Consider the following 18,977-nt stretch of genomic DNA (forward strand, 5'->3'; position numbering starts at 1 on the left):
CCGATGACCTCCGTCGTCCCCGACTTCCCCATGGCGCGCAGCCACCCGCTGGACCCGCCGCCGCAGTACCGGTCGCTGAGCCGCGACCAACCGGTCCTGCGGGTGCGCACGCCACGCGGCCTCGCCTGGTTGGTCACCCGGCACGAGGACTGCGCCGCGGTGCTGACCGAGCCCAGTTTCAGCTCGGACCCGCGCACCCCCGGCTTCCCCAGCTACATGTCCGGGGACGTGCCGCCGCCGCCGGGGTTCTTCCTCCAGCTCGACCCGCCGGACCAGTCCCGCCTGCGCCGCCTCGTCACCCGCGAGTTCCTGGTGGGGCGCATGGAAGCCCTGCGACCGAGGATGCAGGAGGTCCTCGACGAACTGATCGACCGGATGCTGGCGCGCGGCGACTCCGCGGAACTGGTGGCAGACCTCGCCTATCCGATGGCGGCGACCATGATCTGCGAACTGCTCGACGTGCCCATGGGGGATCAGGACATCTTCGTGGGCCTGACCGACACCATCCTCGACCGCAACTCGCCGCCGGAGGACACCACCAGGGCCGCCGAAGAGCTGATGGCCTATTTCGACCGGATGGTCACGGCCAAGAAGCTGGACCCGAAGGACGACCTGTTCGGCAGGCTCATCAAGCACGAGCAGGCCGAGCAGCTCGACCACGCGGAGTTGGTGGGCCTCGCGGCACTGCTGCTGCTCTCGGGGTACGACACCATGGCGCAGATGATCGGCCTGGGGGTGCTGACCCTGCTGGAGCACCCCGACCAGCTCGCCGCGCTGCGCGCCGATCCGGCGCTGATGCCCGGCGCGGTCGAGGAGATGATGCGCTACCTGTCGATCAACCACTCCGGCCTGCCGCGCGCGGCGACCAAGGACGTGGTGATCGGCGGGCAGCAGATCAAGGCGGGCGACGGTGTGCTCGTCATGCTCAACGCCGCCAACCGCGACGAATCGGTGTTCGCCGACCCCGACGTCTTCGACATCCACCGCCCCGCGGTGAACCGCCACATCGCCTTCGGTCACGGCTTCCACAAGTGCATCGGGCTCACCCTGGCCAGGATCGAGCTGTCCACGGTGTTCGCGGGCCTGTTCGACCGGATCCCGGGGCTGCGCGCGCCGCGGGCGATCGACGAACTGCCGTTCCGGCACGACATGGTGCTCTACGGCGTGCGCGAGCTGCCGGTCGAATGGTGATCGGTGACCAAGGGGTCCGGCTGGTGCTCGCCCACCACGCCGGCGGATCGCGGCTGGCCTACCGGGGCTGGGAGGAGCACCTGCCCGACGACTGGGAGGTGCTCGCGCTCGACGTCCCCGGCCGGGGACTGGCGCACGACCGACCGCCTGCCCGTGACCTCGACGAGGTGGCCGCGGCTCTGCTCGACCGGGCGCTCGACGGGCTCGACCGGCCGCTGGCGCTGTTCGGGCACAGCATGGGCGCGGCCGTGGTGTCGCGGATGGCGGGCCTGCTGCTCGCCGGATGCGGTCCGGCACCGGTATGGCTGGGCCTGTCCGGTTGGACGGCCCGGCCCGGTCGCGGCCGGGCCGGGGTCGAGGCCATGACCGACGGGCAGTTCCTCGACCTGCTGGCGGACATGGGCGGGACACCACCGGGCCTGCTGGCGGACCCGGCGCTGCGGCGGTTCGTGCTGCCCGCGCTGCGCGCCGATCTGGCGGTCCTGGAGGAGTTCGACCCGGTGGGCGACACCACGTGGCTGGAAACCCCGATATCGGTGTTCGGCGGCCGGGACGACCCCGGCGCCACCGAAGCCCGGCTGGCCGGGCTCGCCGCGGCGGCGCGGCGGCTGATCGGCGTGCACGTGCACCCCGGCGGCCACTTCTACCTCGCAGAACGTCCTGGGGAGATCGCTCGGCAGATCGTCCACGACGTCCGATCCGCCCAACGCGCGACAGCGACGCCGAACGATCCGCAACTCATCACAAGGGGGACCTGACATGTCCAAGACCGCATTCCTGCTGGCGGGCCAGGGAGCCTTCCGACCCGGGATGTTCGCAGGCGAGCGCGGCGCGGCCGAGCTGGACCGGCTGCTCGACGCGACCGACGCGGTCGCCGCCGAGTTCGGCCGATCCGGCGTCCGCGCGCACCTGCTCGACCCGACCACCCCGGCCGCGGCGGAGTTGGCCGCGACCGACCCGTTCACCCTGCAACTGGTGGTGTTCGCCGCCGCCGTGGGCGAGTACCACCGCGCGGCCCGCGACGCGGTCCCGGACGTGCTCGTCGGCCACAGCCTCGGCGAACTGGCCGCGCTCACCGTCGCGGGCGCCTTCGACCTCGTCGACGCCCTCAGGCTGGTGTGCCACCGATCGGTGGCGCTGGCCGAGTGCGCGACCGAGCCGGGCGGCATGCTCTCGCTCGACCTGGTCGCCGACCGCACCGCGCACGTGGTCGCCGCGGTGGGCGACCGACGCGCCGGGGTCGCGGTGCTCAACGCGCCGGCCCGCACCGTCGTGGCGGGCCCGGTCACCGCGCTCGACGCGGTGCGCGGGGTGGCCGAGGCACTGGGGGTGCGCACGGTGCGGCTGCCCGCGCCGTACGCCTACCACTCCGCGGGGATGGCACTGGCCGCCGAGCGGTTCGCCGAGGCCGTCGCGAGCGTGCGGCAGCGGCCACTGCGACTGCCCGTCTACTCCCCGCTGCTGCGCGGGTACGTCGGCGACTCCGAGGACCTGGGGGCCTTGCTCGTGCGACACCTGACCTCACCGGTCGACTTCCTCGCCGCGATCCGCGCCCTGCACGCCGACGGGCTGCGCACGGTCGTCGAGTGCGGAGGCGGCGGTCTGGGCAAGTTGGTGACCGCGAGCGTGCCCGGCGTCGTCGTCGCGGGTCCGGCCGGACCGTCCACACCGGAGGAAGTCCCGACGCCGCAAGCCGTTCACCCCGCGTCCCTGCCTGCCGCGATGCCCGTGGCCGGCCCGCACGTGGCGGAGGTGACCGAGCGGCTGCGCGTGCTCTACGCGACCGTGTTGCAGTACCCGTTGGAGGCCATCGAGCCCGAGGCGGACCTGGAGGCCGAGCTGGGGATCGACTCGCTCAAGCGGGCCGAGATGCTGGGCCGGGTCAGCACCGAGTTCCGGCTGCCCACCTCGGTCAACGACGGCCGGTTCCTGGCCCACGCCACACTGGCCGAGCTGGCGGGCATGGTCACGGCGACCCTCGCCGCCGAGGGATCCACACGATGACGGCGCGGCGGGTGGCGGTCGTCGGGATCGGGGCGTTCGCGCGGGAAGTCCTCGACGCGCTTGCCGCCGTCGGTATCGAGGTGTCCGCGGTGGCGCCGGGGGCATCGACGGCGGGCGAGGCGGTGGCGCACGTCGTCGACCCCGCAGGGTACCCGGCGTCCGAGGCGTTCCGCGCGACGGCTTCGGACACCGGCCGGACAGCGGTGGTCATCGCCGACACGCGCACCGACGCGCCCGGTGAGTGGCCCCTGCACGGTGGGCCCGCCGCCCTGCGCGCGGCGGTCGAGCGGTCGGGTGGCGGGGCCAGGGTGAACGCGGTCGCCGTGGTCGGCCCGAGGGACCGTGCGGTGGGCGGTGCGGTGGCCGCGGCGGTGGTGTACCTGACCGGCCCGCACGCCGACCTGATCGGCGGGCAGTGCCTGACGGTGGACGCCACCCTCGCCCCGCCCGCCGCGGCGGACGCCGGCCACGTCGAGTCCGTGGTGGCCATGGACAGGGCCGACGCGGACCCGGACGCGATCGTGGTGGTCGGGATGGGTCTCGTGCTGCCGGGGGCCGACTCGCCGGACCGGTTCTGGGACCTGCTCCAAGGCGAGCGGACGGTGTTCGGCGAGCCGGGCGGCCGCATCGACCTGGCCCACATCTGGTCGGCGGACCCCACCGAGGTCGATCGCACCTACTCCCGCGTGTCCGGTTTCATGCCGCCCGACGCGGACGCCGACCCCGGCGAGGACTTCACCGAGGGCTGGTTGCGGCGCAGCATCGCGCAGGCCATGGCGACGGTGACCACATCCGCGGCCGACCGGCACCTGTTCGCCGTGGGCCTCACCGCCGACGGCAGCCACCACCTGGAGCAGAGCCTGGTCGTCCGCGAGGTGCGCAGACTGCTGGGCGACCGGTTCGACGCAGGCGCCGAGTGCCTGCTGCGCGAGGCGTACCCGCTGGCGGTGGACTCCCCCGAACGGATGCTGCCCTACCGCATCGCCCGGCGCGCGGCGTCCGACCTGCCCGCCGACACCGAGGTCGTGGTGCTCGACACCGCGTGCTCGTCCTCGCTCTACAGCATCGACATCGGAGCGCGGGCACTGCGCGCGGGCGAAGCGGACGTCGCGGTCTGCGGCGGCGCCTTCGCGCTCGGCGTGCAGAACCTCGTGCTGTTCTCGAAGCTGCGCGGCCTCTCGCGCTCCGGCGCGGTCCGGCCGCTGGACTCCCGCGCCGACGGGGTGCTGTTCACCGACGGCGCGGCCGTCCTGGTGCTCAAGACCCTCGCCCGTGCCCGCGCCGACAACGACACCGTGCTCGGCTGCGTGGCCGGATTCGGCGGCTCGTCCGACGGCAAGGGCAAGGCCATCTACGCGCCGAACCCGGTGGGCCAGCGGATCGCGCTGCGGCGGGCCTGGGACGCCGCGGGCATGGCGCCCACCGACATCGACTGGGTCATCGCGCACGCGACCGGCACGCCCACGGGCGACCGGACGGAACTGTCCGTGCTCAACGAGATGAGCGGGCCGACCGGCGGGTGGACGGTGTCGTCGAACAAGTCGGTGGTCGGCCACCCCGGATGGGCGGCGGGCGCGGTCTCGGCCGTGCACGCGCTGCTCGCCCTGCGCCACGGGAGGATCCCCGCGCAGCGGCACTTCACCGAACTGCCGACCGGGCTCGGTCCCGAGGTCCGCATCGCGGTGCCCTCCCACGACGTCGCGTGGCACGCCGGGGACCGCCCGCGCACGGTGGCGATCTCGGCGATGGGCTTCGGCGGCACCAACGGGCACCTGCTGCTCACCGACACCCCTCCGAGCACGCCGCCGACCGCCGTGGACGATCCCGAGGACCCGGTGGTGGTGACCGGGTGGGCGGCGCACCTGCCCGGCGACCCGGACGTGGACCGGGTGCGCGACTGGCTGCGCGGCGGAGCCGTCGACTGGCCCGCGCGGTTCCCCGAGGACTACCCGCTGCCGTCACCGGTGGACATGCGGCTCGCACCGTCGGCGATCGCCGCGATGGACCGCAGCCAGGTGATCGCGGTCCGGTGCGCGGACGCGCTGGCGGGCGACTGGTTCGACACCACCGGACTGGCCCAGCGGACCGGCGTGTTCGTCGGGCACAGCGGACCCACCACGGCCGCGGTGCGCCACGACACGCGCGCCTACCTCGCCGACCTGGCGGCCCGCGGCGGCATCGACGGGTTCGCCGATCTGGTGGCCGGGCCCGTGCTGGCCGCGGTACCCGCCGCCACCGAGGACACCTACCCCGGCTTGATGCCCAACATCATCCCGGCCAGGATCGCGCAGCGGCTGGACCTGCACGGCCCGAACATGGCGTTGGACGCGGGACTGGACTCCTTCACCTCGGCGCTGGTGGTCGCCACCCGTTCGCTGCGCGACGGGGAGATCGACGTCGCGTTCGTCGTCGGGGTCGCGGCCGCCGCCGAGCAGGTGCGACACCGCAACGGTCGCGAGCCCGCCGAGGGCGCGGTCGGCGTCGTCCTCACCCGCCGCGGCGTCGCCGCCGCCCACCACCTGACCGAGCTGGCGGTGATCGAGGTGGCCGGCCGAGGCGCCGCCGCGACGGACAGCGGCCGGGATCGCGTGCACCACGGCGCGGAAAGCGCCGTGGAACTGCTGCGGCTGCTGCACACGAGCGGTGGCCGGACGGTCCTCGCGGCCCAGGAGGACCACCGGACCCCGTCGATCGCCGTGACCGTGGCCGAGCGCGCGGACGCGAAACCGCGACTGCGCGACCTGCTCACCAGGCACGCCCTGGAGCTGTGGCCGACCCCGCCCCGGACCGACTGCCTTGAGTTGCCCGCGATCCCGGGGGACTGCGTCGTCGTCACGGACCGACCGGACGTCTTCAGCCGGAAGGCGGCCCTGGTGCTCGGGCTCGACACCGCTCCCGAGGCCGCCGACACCCTCGTCCGCGAGACGGGCGCACGGCACGTGCGGGTCGTCCTCACCGCCGGGGCGTCGTTCGAGGACGCGCTCACGGCCAACGACCTGGTCTTCGTCGTGATCCGCACGTTGGTCGAGCCCCTGGACGCGGGCGGGAGCCTGGGAGTGCTGCTGCTCGACGGTTTCGACGGCGCCGTGCCCCGCCCCGAGACCGGGCTGAGCACGGGGCTGCTGCGCAGCGTCGAGCACGAATTGCCCGGCTGCCTGGTCTTCGCCGTGATCACCGACTCCCCCGACCTGCCGGCCGGGTTGGCCGCCCTGGCCGCGGAGAGCGGACGTCACCGCCACCTCCCCGTCGCCTACCTGCGCGGAGGGACGCGCTACGAGATGGTGCCGCGCCCGATCGCCGCCACCACCGAGGACGCAGATCCCGGCGTGGTCGCGGATCCGGTGGTCCTGGCCACCGGCGGCGCCCGCGGCATCACCGCGCGCCTGGTGCGCGAACTGCTCGCGGATACGTCCCCGCGGGCGGTGTGGCTGCTGGGAACAGCGCCGGAACCGGACTCGGACACCCCGGTCGAACTGCCGGACAAGGCGACCGCGTTGCGGGAACTGATGGTCCGCCACCCCGGTGAGAAGATGGCGTCGCTCAACCGGCGCTTCACCGAGGCGGTGCGCGCCGCCGAGCGCGCCGCGACCATCCGGGACCTGCGGGCGCGCTACGGGGAAGACCGCGTGCACTACCGCCAGTGCGACGTGCGCGACGCCTCCGGGGTCGCGGCCGTGGTCGACGAGGTGCTCGACGTCGACGGCGGTGTCGACGTCGTCGTGCACGGCGCGGGACTGGTCCGCAGCACCGCCCTCACCCGCAAAAGCCTCGACGACTACCGGCTTGTCCGCGACGTGAAGGTGCGCGGAGACCGCAACCTGCGCTCGGCACTGGCCACCCGACCGCCCGCGCTGTGGTGCGCGCTCAGTTCCATCGGCGCGTTCATCGGGATGCGCGGCGAGGCGGACTACCAGGCGGGTAACGAATACCTGATGCTCTCGGCCGCCACGAGCCGGGCGGCCGGGCGTGACGAACTCGCGATCGTCTCCGGGCTGTGGGTGGAATCCGGGATGGCCTCCGCCTACGCGACCGGATCGCCGTTCGCCTCCGGGCTGGCCGACTTCACCCAGTTGACGGACCAGCAGGGCGAGGAGTTCCTGCGCGCCGAATTAGCGGGCCGCGGCGACCCGGCCCAGGCACTCGCGACCACCTGGCTCGGCGAGACCGAGTGGTCGACGCTGCACCGCAACGCACCGGGCTTGCGCGACCGCGCGGCCACCCGGCCGCCGGCGTTCCTCACCGAACCACCCGAATCCGACAGCTCCGAGACGCGATGGCGGTGCACGCTGGACTTGGCCGACCACCCCTGGCTGCTCGACCACCTGGTGGACGGGCGGCCGACCGTCCCGGCGACGGTGGTGCTGCAGATCGCCGCCGAAGCCGCGACGGCGCTCGTCCCCTGGCTGGTGGCGGCGCGGTTCACCGACATCGTGCTGTCGACGTTCATCCGCGCGCCCCGCGCCTCCTGGCCCCGTCACCTCGTGGTCACCGCGAGCCGTGACGGCGACGAGGTCCGGGTGCGCCTCGACAGCGCGCCGTCGGGCCCCGTGCCCTCACGGGAACACGCGCGGATGACCGTGCACCTCGCCGCCGAGCACACCCCCGCGCGGAGGATCGTTTCCGGGCCACCGCCCGGAATCCCGGTGCCGGACGTCTACCAGCTCGGCGGATCGCTTCGGCTGCAAGGGGTCTTCGGAGGTCTGCGTGACGCCCGGCTGCACGGGGACGGCGGTTCCGCGCGGTTCGGCATGCCGCACCGGGGGACGCGGCTGGACGGGTTCACCGTGCCCAGCGCCACGATCGACGCGCTGTTGCGGACCTCCGTGCTCGACGGCAGGAATGCGGAAACGGTCACGATGATCGTGCCGACCGCCATCGCCGCCGTGGAAATCCACGTTCCGGGAAACGATCGGGAGTGGGACGTCCGGTGCACGGGACAAATCACCCTGCGGTACCTTGCGAACACGGGGGGCGATCCTGGCGAATGCGTTGCCACCGCACCGGACGGCACGGTGCTGGCGACGGTGCGCGGCATTTCGTCCGTTCCCCGCGATGTGTACGAGGTTTCGTCGGCGAACGACCGGGAAGCGGCGGGCGCATCCGCTTGACCATTGGCGCGCACCATCGCGGCACCGTTGTCGCAATCGCCGCGAACCCGAGGAATTTCCGAATGCCGCGGCCGGTCGTCGGCGCGCGGTGAACTCGCAAGCAGAGGAGAACGACATGTCGGCTGGGGCTTCCTCGCCGGAGGAATCGACGGTGGCGCGAACACCGTCCACCACTCGGTGGTGGACACTCGGAGTGGCCTGCGTCGCGACCTTCATGCTGATGCTGGACGTGACGGTGGTCAACGTCGCACTGCCCGACATCCGCGTCGACCTCGGCGCCGACCTGACCGCGCAGCAGTGGGTGATCGACGCCTACACCCTGGCGCTGGCCGCGTTCCTGCTCACCGGCGGTTCGCTGGCCGACCGGATCGGCCGCAAGCGGGTGTTCTGCGTCGGCCTGGTCGTGTTCACCCTGGCCTCGTTGGCCGCGGGCGCCGCCCAGGACATGGTCGTGCTCTGCGTCGCCCGCGGCGTCCAGGGGTTGGGCGCCGCGGTGCTGTTCGCGGTCGGCCCGGCACTGATCGCGCAGGAGTTCTCGGGCAAGGAGCGCGGCCAGGCGTTCGGCCTCTTCGGCGCCGTGACCGGCTTGGCGCTGGCGTTCGGTCCGGCCCTGGGCGGACTGCTCGCCGAGGTCGACTGGCGGTGGATCTTCCTGGTCAACCTGCCCATCGGCGTGGTGCTGCTGGCGCTGACCCTGGTGAAGTTGCGGGAGGTCCGCCCCGGCGGCGCGGCTGCCGTCGACTGGCCCGGCCTGGTCGTGTTCAGCGCCGCCTTGGTGCTGCTCGTCCTCGGCTTCCTGCGCGGCGACGCGCTCGGCTGGACGAGCATCCCGGTCCTGGCCATGTTCGTGGTCGGCGTGCTGCTGCTCGTGGTGTTCGCCATCGTGGAGAAGCGGCGGGGCGACGCCGCCATGCTCGATCTCGGTCTGTTCGGCAACCGCACGTTCCTCGGGCTGTCGCTGGCGACCTTCCTGTCCAACGCCACCAGCCTGGCGGCCATCTTCATCGAGGTCTCCTACCTGCAGAACGTGCTCGGCTACTCGGCGCTGGAAGCCGGTCTGCGACTGCTGCCGCTGACGCTGGTGCTGTTCGTGTTCGCCGCCGTCACCGGTGGCGTGGTCACCAAGTTCGCACCCGGCGCGCTGATCGGGACCTCGATCCTGCTCATCGCGGTGGGCATGGGCCTGATCGCGCTGGTCGGCCCGGACGACTCGTGGTTGTCGCTGCTGCCGAGCATGATCGTGATGGGCATCGGCATGGGCATGTTCAACCCGCCGCGGTCCGTGGTGTCGGTGGGCGTCGTGGAACCGGCCAAGGCAGGTATGGCCACCGGTATCGGCGAGACGTTCCAGCAGGTCGGTGTGGCCGTCGGCGTCGCGGCGTTCGGCGCCCTGTTCCAGTCGAAGGTGATCTCGGCCTTCGGCGGCTCGACCTCGGCCACCGGCGACGCCGGGCACGACCGGGAGATCGGCCGGGCGATCGCGGCGGGCGCTGGCCGCGAACTGGGCGATGACGTCACCGACGTGGCGCGGGCGGTGTTCGTCGACTCCTTCGGATCGGTGATGCTGGTGTGCGCCGCGGTATGTGCGGTGGGCGCGCTCATCGCGTACACCTTCATCCGTGGCAGTGACCTGCACGAGTCGGCTGCCATCGAAACGGAATGAGATAAGGGATGAATGACATTTCCGACATTTTGCTGATTTCCGGAAGTCTGCGTGACGGGTCGAGCAACTCGGCTCTGCTGCGCACAGCGGCAACCATGATGCCCGACGGTTTTCGCGCCGCGACTTATGACGGCATGGCCGATCTGCCGCACTTCAACCCCGACGACGACAGGGAACCGTTACCACAAGCGGTCGTGGATCTGCGGACGCGGATCGAGAAGTCGGCGGCACTGTTGATCTGCACCCCGGAGTACGCCGGCGCGCTGCCCGGTTCTTTCAAGAACCTGCTCGACTGGACCGTCGGCGGCATCGAGATCGGCGACAAGCCCACCGCGTGGATCAACGTGTCCGGCAACCTCACCAAGGCGGCGAACGCACACGCCTCGTTGCGCCTGGTGCTCAACTACACCGGCGCCGGGATCGTCGAGGACGCCTGCGTGCACCTGCCGGTCAGTCCGGGCATGATCGACGACCAGGGCATCATCACCGATGCCGACGTGCGGGCGGGTATCTCCCAGTCACTGGCACACCTCACCGCCCTGGTGGGGCAACCCGCTACCTGAGCCGCGTGATCCAGTCCTGCGGGACCGGCTGCTAGACCACCAGCCGGTTCGGACAGGGGGAACCTCCACCCACGCGTACACGGCGACCGACGCCCGCTTGGTGGTGACCGCCAGTCGCGGTCATTCGTTCGAACCGTTGTGCGCATCGCTGTTCGGACGCTGGAACCGCTCCAGCGTCCGAACGCGCCCCGTCCACGACGACGACCACCAGTGCTCCTCTGACTTCCTCGACGGAACCGACCGATCACGACGACCAATCCTTCGTAGCGGTCGCGCGCAGTCATGACGTCACCGGCAACGACATCAAGCGGACGCGCACCTTCGGTCAGCTCGATCGTGAACCGGTGATCGCGGCCCAGCTCGCGAGGCCCAGGTAGGCGGCTCCCTCGACCCGTGGCTGGAACGCCGCGACGCGAGGTCGGTGGCGGAGCCAGTTCCCGATCGTTCCGGACGCGCACGCGAACGCCAGGTCCCAGGCCGCGCCGATGATCCAGAAAACGGTGCCGAGCACCAGGATCTGGATGGCCTCGGGACCGCGTTCGTGGTGGATGAACTGCGGCAGGAAAGCGAGGTAGAAGACCATCATCTTCGGGTTGCCCAGTCCGACGAGCAGACCTTTGCCGACGGATCGGGTGGTGGTGGCCGCCGCTGTCGTGGAGGTCTCTCCGGTCGGGGCGGGTGTGCGGAAGGCCTGGTATCCCAGGTATGCGAGGTAGGCCACTCCCGCCCAGCGAACCGCCGTGAACGCCACCGCGGACGCGGCCAGTGCCGCCGAGAGCCCTGCCGCCGCGAGCAGGACGCGCACGAGCGACGCGGCTTCGATTCCGGCGGCGGCGGCGAGCGCTGCTCGACGACCGTGGCTGATCCCGTGCGCGAGCAGGAAGAAGTTCGACGGTCCGGGAACGAGCATGATCCCTGCCGAAACAACGGCGAAGACGAGCAGCGTCTCGGGGGTGGGCATCGTGAGTTAGCTCCTTCTACGTCCTGTGGTTGCCCCAACCCTCGACAATCGGACTGCACAGCACAAGCGATGAATTCTGCTCGTTTGTTCAGCATTGCTGTACGGTCGAAGGGTGCTCGACCTCCGACATCTGCGCGCACTGCACGCCGTGGTGACAACCGGATCGGTGCGAGCCGCCGCCGCGCATCTCGGCTACACCCCATCGGCTGTGAGCCAGCACGTCACCGCGCTCGAACGGCAGACCGCGTCGGTCCTGCTGGAGCCCGCGGGCCGGGGTGTGCGGGCCACCGCGGCCGGTCTGCTGCTCTCCCAGCACGCCGCCAGCCTGCTCGACGGCGCGGCCGAAGCCGAGGCCGCGCTCGCGGCGCTGGCCGCAGGTGAGCGGGGTGTGCTGCGAATGGCGTCGTTCGCCACGGCCGGTGGCGAACTCGTTCCCCGTGCCCTCGCGCAGACCAGTTCGACACTGCCCGGCCTGCGGATCAGCCTGCGCGTCGCCGAACGCGACGACGCGCTGACCCTGCTCCGACGAGGGGACCTGGACCTCGCCGTCATCGAGGACCACGAGAACCCCACCGTGAGCGACTCGCTCGTCCGACGACGCCTGCTCACCGACCCGTTCAGGATCGTCCTGCCGCGCGGCCACCGGCTCGCCCGCAAACGCGGCATCGACCTGGCCGACACCGCCGAGGAGTCGTGGATCCGCCTGGCCTGTGAGATCGATTGCTGTCTTGAAGCCACTGATGCCGCGTTCGCACAAGCCGGTTTCATGCCCGACCGTGCGGTCGAAGCCCACGAATACTGGCCCGCACAAGGGTTTGTCGCGGCCGGGTTGGGTTTGGCCCTGATCCCTGCTCTGGCCCTGAGCGTGCTCCACAGTGGTGTCGCCGTTCGCAAGCTGTCCGGTGCGGCTCAGCCGGTACGGCACGCGGTGGCGGTCACCCGCCAGGCCGTGATCGACACCGCACCGGTCCGAACCATGATCGCCGCTCTTGAAGCGGAAGCCGCCAGCTACGCGTCGGGGTGATCATGACCGCCACCGGTCGCGCGGAAGATCTGCCGGGACGCGCCGGCGGAAGCACGGCGGTTGGACGTGGCGGTGCCGACCTTCGCCCGCGAGTGATCAGTCCTCGTCCAGGAGCAGGAAGTCCGGCCGGTCCGTCCGCCACTCCGGCACGTCCAGACCGTTCAGCACGGTGATCAGCTTCTTCTCCTCGTAGGTGAAGTGGGTTTCCATGATCGCCGAGAGTCCGTCCAGTTCAGCGATCACCTGGGCCTTCGCAGCCTGGTCCGGTTCGTCCGGGAGGCCGGTGAGGAGCTTGTCCAACGCGCCGAGGATCCAGTCGATCCGGTTGTGGTCGCTCTTCAACTGGCTGATCACCGGGCGGAGTTCGGGGAACTCCTCGGCGATCTCGGGGAACGCCACCCGGTCCTCGCCGGTGTGGTGGCGGGTCAGGGCGGAGCAGAACGAGAGGCAGTGGGCGCGCAGGTCGCGAGGCAGCAGGCCGTCGCCCGCGAAGTAGGCGTCGACGTCGTCACGCAGGTCCTCCAACTGGTCGCGCAGCCAGACGTGGACCTCCATCAGTTGGTTGCCGAACGCGGTGAGGCGGGAGTTCACGCGAAGTCTCCAAGGTCGTCGGTCGTCGGCCTGCTCACGGTAGTGGCGTGCGTGAGGAAGTCGGCGATGACCTCCAGTTGAGCGCCGTAGCGGTCGGTGAGCGGTGCCGCGAGCAGCGCGCCGAGCCCGGTCGGTGCGAGCAGGAGCCCGGCGAGGATCACGCCTTCGCCGCGGACGGTCTGGAATTACAGGGGCATGAGGATCATCCAGCCGTAGTTCGCGGCGCCGAGTGCGAACGTGGCGATCGACGCCGCGGTGAACGCCCGGCTTGCGTACAGCCCGAGGTCGAGCAGCGGGCGCTTCGCCCGCAGGGCGTGCACGACGAAGCCGACCAGGGCGGCCAGTCCGGCAGGCAGCGCGACGACAGCAGCGGTGTCCTGCCTGGCCGCGACGCCGATCTCCGCCACGCCGTAGGTGATGCCCACGATCCCAGCGGAGGCCAGGACCGGCCGGTCACGTCCAGCGGCCCCGCGTCGTCCCGCGGCTTCGTGGCAGGAGCCGCAGGGCGAGCACGACACCGACAACACCGAAGGGACGTTGAGCCAGAAGATCGCCCGCCAGTCGACGCCTTCGACGAGCAGACCGCCGATGGCCGGTCCGAGTGTCGGGCGAGCACGATCGGCACGGCGATCAGGCCCATCACCCGACCCATCTGCGCCTTAGTGGACTGCGCGGTCCAGATCATCGTGCCGACCGGCATGATCGCCCCGCCACCCACGCCCTGCACGCCCTGGAGGCGATCAGCATCCCCGCGCTCTGCGAGCACGCGCACAACACCGACCCGACGGTGAACACCACCAGCGCGGCAACGTATCGATGCCCACCGACCCCCGAGCCCGCGCGATCGCCGAACAGCTCATCGCCCACCCGGCCGACCAGCGCGAACTCACAGCCTGGGCCGATCACGTCCATGCGGGCGTCCGCACCCTGTCCCGCCTGTTCCGCGCCGAGACAGGGCTCAGCTTCGCCACCTGGCGCACGCAGGTCCGCATCCGCGCCGCCATCCCGATGCTGGCCGGCGGCACACCGGTCAACGCCGCCGCCCGAGCGGTCGGCTACCGCAAACCCAGCGCGTTCATCGCCGCGTTCCGCCGGGTCACCGGCCACACCCCCGGCACTTACCTGACCACGCCGCGATAGGCCTGACGTGAGAACTTCTAACAAAGCAGCACACAGCCGAGGTCCACGCCGACCCACGACTCCTGCGCGTGAGTCCAAGAAAAGCGACCCGGTCACCCGGCCCACCACCGGCGGAGTGGCGCATCCGCTAATGCGCCAACGACACGATCAAAGGTTGAAACACCTGGAGACCCACACATTCGGGAGGCGTGGTCCCACTTGTCGCTTCTGTCAGAGCGAAATGGTGCCGCTGAAGATCTGCGGGATCTGACTGATCGTGTTGTCAGGCCAGCGAACAGAGGCAAGGGCACCGCTCTTGTAAGTCCCCGACGTGTGCGGTGACTTGGACGGAGCCGCGTTGGCGATCGACGCGGAGAGTTTGTCGTTATCGGTGGAGGCGACCGGTGAGCCGTTGCGGTACAGGCTCACCTCAATGTGGATCTCGGGCATGACGTGACTGCAGTTCAGGTAGCCGAAAGCCTGTTCACCACCGCCTGAGCCGCCGTACCAGCGATTGGGCAGGTTTGCACCCAACGTGCAGGACCAGATGCCGTGGGAAACCACGGTCGTGGTCTGGATGGAGACTCCACCGGCGTGCGTGGACAGCGTCGGCGTGCTGAAGCCCGGGGTTTTCGTTTCAGCCTGCGCGCTCGATCCGGTTGTCACCAGAGCGGCAGCCGCGATCACAACAGCGACGAACGGACCCAGCCTGGAGTTCAACTTCCAACCACGTGTTCTCATTATCAATCCTTGCCGTCAGGGCGATTCGAGTGAATTCTCGCTCCTCAGCCTAATCGCTTCACCCAGGTTGTAAATACATCCGCCGAGTGACCACCATTCGGCCTGCACCCACCGGCGGCCTGACGCTCCACCATGCGGCGAAACAGGAATACCGCGGACGCGGGTCGACCTGTCCGCACGAATCGTGCCTGAAATATTGCAGAATCGGACTGCGCCGTTCGGCGTGAGCCGCGATCTCCAGAACGCGAGGACTACTCACGAGCGCGGATCGCGCACCGATTAGATTTTCGCGCCGCACCCGTCTGTACGTGTGAGATCCACTCACGAGAGGCTGACGCCATGCGGAAACTGACCTTCGGCATGAATGTGACCCTGGACGGCTACACCGCCGCGCCCGGCGACGACCTGGGCTGGAGCGGAGGTGAGGGGCCGGACTCGTCGCCGAGCGACGAGCTGTTCCAGTGGTGGTCCGACCGGGTGGCGGCGACGGGCCTGGCGCTGTACGGGCGCAAGCTGTGGGAGGCGATGAGTTCCCACTGGCCGACCGCCGACCAGCAGCCCGGCGTCACCCCGGCGGAGATCGAGTACGCCCGCCGCTGGCGGGACATGCCGAAGGTGGTGTTCTCCTCGACGACCAGCACGGTCGACTGGAACACCCGCCTGGTCACCGGCGACGCGGTCACCGAGATCGCCCGGCTCAAGGCCGAGGACGCCGGTCCGATGGACATCGGCGGCGCGACGCTCGCCGGGGCGGCCATGCGGGCCGGGCTGATCGACGAGTACGTGCTGGTCACCGTGCCGGTATTGGTGGGCGGCGGCACGCCGTTCTTCACCGCGCTGGACAGCTGGGTGAACCTGACCCTGGTGGAGACGCGGACGTTTCCCGGCGGCGTGGTGCTGACCCGGTACGAGACGAGGCGATGAGCACGGGCCGGACGATCGGCCCGTGAGGCCGGGTCGAAGTCCTTGATCGTGACGATGTTCTTCGGGCGTGGAGAAGCCCCGCCGGCAACGCCGGCGGGGCGGTGGTGTTCACCCGCCCGAGGTGCCCACTGCGCGGTGACTTCGGTGAAGCCAGCCCATGCGCCGGACTCATCGATGACGGGACGTGTGATCACAGTGTCGGAGGCAGGTCCAGCCATGGTTTGTCGCCGGCGTCGAATCCGGTGAGTTCGGCGATCTTCCCGTCGACGATGCGCAGGACCGCGATGGCGAACAGCCGGTACTCCGGGTCGTCGGGGGTGCGCAGGTACAGCACGGCGGCAGGCATGCGGTTGACGGTCGTGGTGATGCCGCGCCAGTCGTCGTGGCCGTGTTGGAAGAGCCCGCCGGAGACCCAGCCGTCCACCGCGTCCTCGGCCGTCGTGATCACGGTGCCCGGATCGGGCAGCATCGTGAAGCGCAGGTCGTCGCGGAGCAGGGACATCAGCCCGTCGAGGTCGTTGCGCTCATGGGCGTCGATGTAGGACTTCACCACGCCGCGCTCGTCGGTGGACAGCTCGTGGGTGGTGGGGCTCCGCCAGTCGAGGCGACGGCCGGGCAGCTGCTCGCGCATCGTCACGCGCGCCCGTTGCAGTGCGCTGGTCACCGATGCGACGGTCAGCTCGAGGGCGTCGGCGGCCTTCGACGCCGGCCAGCCGAGGACGTCGCGCAGGATGAACACCGCCCGCTGCCGCGGCGGCAGGTGCTGGACGGCGACGATGAACGCCAACTCGATCGTCTCCCGCGCGACCACCGATTCCTGCGGGTCCTCGGGGAGCATCCGGTCGGGGTACGGCTGCAGGTGCGGCACCTCGGAGTCGGGGCCCGACAGGTCAGTCGGTACGGGTGTGCGGTCGTTGCGCTTTTCCAGGAAGTCGAGGCAGGCGTTCGTCGCGATCCGGTACAGCCAGGTCCGCAGCGCGGCGTGGCCCTTGAACGACTCCCGCTTGTTCCACGCTCGCAGGAACGTCTCCTGCGTCATGTCCTGGGCGTCCTCGTAGTTCGCGAGCATCCGGTAGCAGTGCACCTGCAGCTCACGCCGGTGGCGCTCGGTGATGAGCGCGAACCGCGCCGCATCGCCTGAGCGGGCCGCCGTGATGAACGTGGCCTCGTCGGCGCCCAGCGGTTCGAGGTCGGTCATGGTCGTCAATCCTTCCACCGGTGCGAGGGGCTACCAGAACTGACGGCGTGGCGGAGGATTTCTGATCGGTGAAGCCGTTGACACCGGGTCGTTCGTCAGGGCAACAGGCTCACGGACCTTCCCCCCGTTCACAACGACTCGCGGAGAGGGCCGACAAGCGCTCTGGATAGAGTTGAGCCCACCTCATACAACGTGAAAGGACGGCCGGTGATCGGGCGTCTGAACGAAGCCGACTTGCGCCGGTGTCAAGCTGGTGACGCGGTGGTCCTGCGCGCCGAACTCGACCGCGCTCTCACCGCCGGACCGGTCAGCGCCGTACGGGACCCTTCGCTGACGCCACCTTCGGACGCGGAGCTGGTCGACGCCGTGCGAGGCGGGACGACCCTGGCCTACGGCCTGCTCTACACCCGCCACGTCCACGCCGCCCACAACCTGGCCCGACAGCTGGCCAGGTCTCCGATCGAAGCCGACGACCTGGTGTCGGACGCCTTCGCCAAAGTCCTCTCAGTGCTCCGCGCGGGCGGCGGCCCCGATTCGGCCTTCCGCGCGTACCTGCTGACCACGTTGCGCCACACCGCCTACGACAAGACCCGGCGGGACCGCAAGCTCGAACTGACCGACGACGTGGAGACCGTCCCCGGCGTCGCGACGAGCACCAGCCTGCCGTTCCACGACACGGCGGTGGCGCGGTTGGACCGGTCGCTGGCCGCCAAGGCGTTCTCCAGCCTTCCCGACCGCTGGCAGACCGTGCTGTGGCACACCGCGATCGAGGGCCAGACCCCGGCCCAGGTCGCGCCACTGCTGGGCCTGACCCCCAACGGGGTCTCCGCGTTGGCCCACCGGGCACGTGAGGGCCTGCGCAACGCCTACCTCCAGGCGCACGTGGCGCACACCCCCTCCGAGCGTTGCCGGGCCACGGCCACCAAATTGGGCGATTGGACCCGCGGCGGCCTGTCCAAGCGCGAAACCGCCCAGGTCGAGACGCACCTGGACGAATGCGCCGACTGCCGGTCGCTGACCGCCGAACTGGCTGACGTCAACGGCACGCTGCGCGGCATCGTCGCGCCCCTGGTGCTCGGCGTGGGAGTCACCGGCTACCTCGCCGCGGGCGCGGGTAAAGCGAGCGCGGTCGTGTCGGTCGGCCCGGGTACCGGTGCCTCGGCGGCCCAGTGGCTCGGCGTGGCGGGCTCGGCGGTGCTGCTCGCCATCGCCGTCGGTTCGGGAGTGCGCTCCCCGGACCACCCGATCGCCCCCACTGCCGTCGCCGAACCTCCCGTAGCGAGCACCACGACCCGACCGGCGGCGCCGAGCGGACAGGCCACCACCTCGTCGGCTCCCACCGCACCGAGCACCTCGGAGCCGACCGGCTCGACCAGCGAATCGAACGAACCGAGCGCCGTTGCACCGCCAGTCACGACCGCCGCCGCACCCGCTCTCGTGTCGACCGCGCCCAGTGGGTTCACCACGTCCACCGGCGGGCCGCCCACCGACTTCCCGATCACCATCCGCAACACCGGCTCAGCGCCCGCACCGCCCACGACGATGGTGCTGTCGCTGCCCGACGACATCAAAGTCGTGGGGCCGGGCAACAACCTGCGGGGCACCGTTCCGGTCGGACTCGACGGCAAAACGCAGACCGTTGGCTGCCCAGCGGGCAAAAGCACGGTGACCTGCACCGCGCAACAGGAACTCGGACCGGGCGACTCGGTGACGTTCGTCTTCCGCCTGCTCGCGGGCCCCAAGGCGGAAGGCGGCACGATCACCGCCACCACGGACTCCGGTCCCCCGCTGCTCATCGAGGTCCCCATCACCATCACACCGAAGAAGTAGTTTCGTAGAGCCTGCTAGCCGCCGAATGTGGACGAACGCGATCATGGAACGCCGGATTCC

The 18,977-nt window shown here is 70.7% G+C and carries 16 protein-coding genes; 10 read left to right on the plus strand and 6 right to left on the minus strand.

The window, feature by feature from the left end; genetic code table 11:
• Nucleotides 1-3: 3 nt before the first annotated feature.
• The 6 genes from RM788_RS05535 (at nt 4) to RM788_RS05560 (ending at nt 10,529) form a co-directional block, all read left to right on the plus strand.
• Nucleotides 4-1,191: a cytochrome P450 gene (locus RM788_RS05535; RefSeq protein WP_315930413.1), complete on the plus strand. Its 1,188-nt coding sequence runs from the start codon at nt 4-6 to the stop codon at nt 1,189-1,191.
• Nucleotides 1,185-1,949 carry a thioesterase II family protein gene (locus RM788_RS05540; protein ID WP_315930414.1) on the plus strand — a complete coding sequence of 255 codons (765 nt, stop codon included), beginning with the start codon at nt 1,185-1,187 and terminating at the stop codon, nt 1,947-1,949. Before RM788_RS05535 ends, RM788_RS05540 begins: the two co-directional genes overlap by 7 nt.
• A 1-nt stretch (nt 1,950) precedes the next feature.
• The gene (locus RM788_RS05545; protein WP_315930415.1) at nt 1,951-3,195 is read left to right on the plus strand and encodes an acyltransferase domain-containing protein; all 1,245 of its coding nucleotides are present in this window, start codon (nt 1,951-1,953) and stop codon (nt 3,193-3,195) included.
• On the plus strand, nt 3,192-8,303 hold the full coding sequence (locus RM788_RS05550) for an SDR family oxidoreductase (RefSeq protein WP_315930416.1): 5,112 nt from the start codon (nt 3,192-3,194) through the stop codon (nt 8,301-8,303). The genes RM788_RS05545 and RM788_RS05550 overlap by 4 nt, the downstream gene beginning before the upstream one ends.
• Before the next feature lie 151 nt (nt 8,304-8,454).
• Nucleotides 8,455-9,966 carry an MFS transporter gene (locus RM788_RS05555; protein WP_315930417.1) on the plus strand — a complete coding sequence of 504 codons (1,512 nt, stop codon included), beginning with the start codon at nt 8,455-8,457 and terminating at the stop codon, nt 9,964-9,966.
• Nucleotides 9,967-9,974: 8 nt separating this feature from the next.
• Complete coding sequence (locus RM788_RS05560; protein WP_315930418.1) at nt 9,975-10,529, plus strand: NADPH-dependent FMN reductase; 555 nt, start codon at nt 9,975-9,977, stop codon at nt 10,527-10,529.
• A 325-nt stretch (nt 10,530-10,854) separates the two neighbouring features.
• Here RM788_RS05560 and RM788_RS05565 read toward each other — a convergent pair whose 3' ends face one another.
• Nucleotides 10,855-11,490 (minus strand): LysE family translocator, encoded by a 636-nt coding sequence (locus RM788_RS05565; RefSeq protein ID WP_315930419.1) that lies wholly within the window; start codon nt 11,488-11,490, stop codon nt 10,855-10,857.
• A 112-nt stretch (nt 11,491-11,602) separates the two neighbouring features.
• Here RM788_RS05565 and RM788_RS05570 point away from each other — a divergent pair, with 112 nt between their 5' ends.
• The gene (locus tag RM788_RS05570) at nt 11,603-12,514 is read left to right on the plus strand and encodes a LysR family transcriptional regulator (RefSeq protein WP_315930420.1); all 912 of its coding nucleotides are present in this window, start codon (nt 11,603-11,605) and stop codon (nt 12,512-12,514) included.
• A 96-nt stretch (nt 12,515-12,610) separates the two neighbouring features.
• Here RM788_RS05570 and RM788_RS05575 read toward each other — a convergent pair whose 3' ends face one another.
• From RM788_RS05575 to RM788_RS05585, 3 genes are read right to left on the minus strand one after another with little or no spacing between them, the layout of a single operon-like run.
• Complete coding sequence (locus tag RM788_RS05575; protein WP_315930421.1) at nt 12,611-13,105, minus strand: hemerythrin domain-containing protein; 495 nt, start codon at nt 13,103-13,105, stop codon at nt 12,611-12,613.
• Complete coding sequence (locus RM788_RS05580; RefSeq protein ID WP_315930422.1) at nt 13,102-13,266, minus strand: hypothetical protein; 165 nt, start codon at nt 13,264-13,266, stop codon at nt 13,102-13,104. The genes RM788_RS05575 and RM788_RS05580 overlap by 4 nt, the downstream gene beginning before the upstream one ends.
• A 24-nt stretch (nt 13,267-13,290) precedes the next feature.
• The gene (locus tag RM788_RS05585; protein WP_315930423.1) at nt 13,291-13,530 is read right to left on the minus strand and encodes a hypothetical protein; all 240 of its coding nucleotides are present in this window, start codon (nt 13,528-13,530) and stop codon (nt 13,291-13,293) included.
• Between the two features lie 391 nt (nt 13,531-13,921).
• Here RM788_RS05585 and RM788_RS05590 point away from each other — a divergent pair, with 391 nt between their 5' ends.
• Nucleotides 13,922-14,245, plus strand: coding sequence for a helix-turn-helix transcriptional regulator (locus tag RM788_RS05590; RefSeq protein WP_315930424.1), 324 nt, complete (start codon nt 13,922-13,924; stop codon nt 14,243-14,245).
• 210 nt (nt 14,246-14,455) lie between these two features.
• Here the strand turns inward: RM788_RS05590 and RM788_RS05595 are convergent, their stop codons facing one another.
• Complete coding sequence (locus RM788_RS05595) at nt 14,456-14,944, minus strand: hypothetical protein (protein WP_315930425.1); 489 nt, start codon at nt 14,942-14,944, stop codon at nt 14,456-14,458.
• A 360-nt stretch (nt 14,945-15,304) separates the two neighbouring features.
• On the opposite strand from RM788_RS05595, the gene RM788_RS05600 reads away from it, so the two are divergent.
• Nucleotides 15,305-15,889 carry a dihydrofolate reductase family protein gene (locus tag RM788_RS05600; protein ID WP_315930426.1) on the plus strand — a complete coding sequence of 195 codons (585 nt, stop codon included), beginning with the start codon at nt 15,305-15,307 and terminating at the stop codon, nt 15,887-15,889.
• Nucleotides 15,890-16,079: 190 nt separating this feature from the next.
• Here RM788_RS05600 and RM788_RS05605 read toward each other — a convergent pair whose 3' ends face one another.
• Nucleotides 16,080-17,087, minus strand: a complete 1,008-nt coding sequence (locus RM788_RS05605) for an RNA polymerase subunit sigma-70 (protein WP_315930427.1) — start codon at nt 17,085-17,087, stop codon at nt 16,080-16,082.
• Between the two features lie 207 nt (nt 17,088-17,294).
• Here RM788_RS05605 and RM788_RS05610 point away from each other — a divergent pair, with 207 nt between their 5' ends.
• Entirely contained in the window at nt 17,295-18,917 is a 1,623-nt protein-coding gene (locus tag RM788_RS05610) for a sigma-70 family RNA polymerase sigma factor (protein WP_315930428.1), read from the plus strand.
• Nucleotides 18,918-18,977: the final 60 nt, after the last annotated feature.

Origin of the sequence: Umezawaea sp. Da 62-37 (assembly GCF_032460545.1) — a bacterium.
In the GTDB taxonomy this organism is placed as follows: Bacteria; Actinomycetota; Actinomycetes; order Mycobacteriales; family Pseudonocardiaceae; genus Umezawaea.

What these genes read in the sequence shown, in the direction of transcription:
- RM788_RS05600 (WP_315930426.1), top strand. Translation starts at nt 15,305, where the DNA reads ATGCGGAAACTGACCTTCGGCATGAATGTGACCCTGGACGGCTACACC.
- RM788_RS05545 (WP_315930415.1), top strand. Translation starts at nt 1,951, where the DNA reads ATGTCCAAGACCGCATTCCTGCTGGCGGGCCAGGGAGCCTTCCGACCC.
- RM788_RS05550 (WP_315930416.1), top strand. Translation starts at nt 3,192, where the DNA reads ATGACGGCGCGGCGGGTGGCGGTCGTCGGGATCGGGGCGTTCGCGCGG.
- RM788_RS05560 (WP_315930418.1), top strand. Translation starts at nt 9,975, where the DNA reads ATGAATGACATTTCCGACATTTTGCTGATTTCCGGAAGTCTGCGTGAC.
- RM788_RS05590 (WP_315930424.1), top strand. Translation starts at nt 13,922, where the DNA reads ATGCCCACCGACCCCCGAGCCCGCGCGATCGCCGAACAGCTCATCGCC.
- RM788_RS05605 (WP_315930427.1), bottom strand. Translation starts at nt 17,087, where the DNA reads ATGACCGACCTCGAACCGCTGGGCGCCGACGAGGCCACGTTCATCACG.
- RM788_RS05565 (WP_315930419.1), bottom strand. Translation starts at nt 11,490, where the DNA reads ATGCCCACCCCCGAGACGCTGCTCGTCTTCGCCGTTGTTTCGGCAGGG.
- RM788_RS05540 (WP_315930414.1), top strand. Translation starts at nt 1,185, where the DNA reads ATGGTGATCGGTGACCAAGGGGTCCGGCTGGTGCTCGCCCACCACGCC.
- RM788_RS05535 (WP_315930413.1), top strand. Translation starts at nt 4, where the DNA reads ATGACCTCCGTCGTCCCCGACTTCCCCATGGCGCGCAGCCACCCGCTG.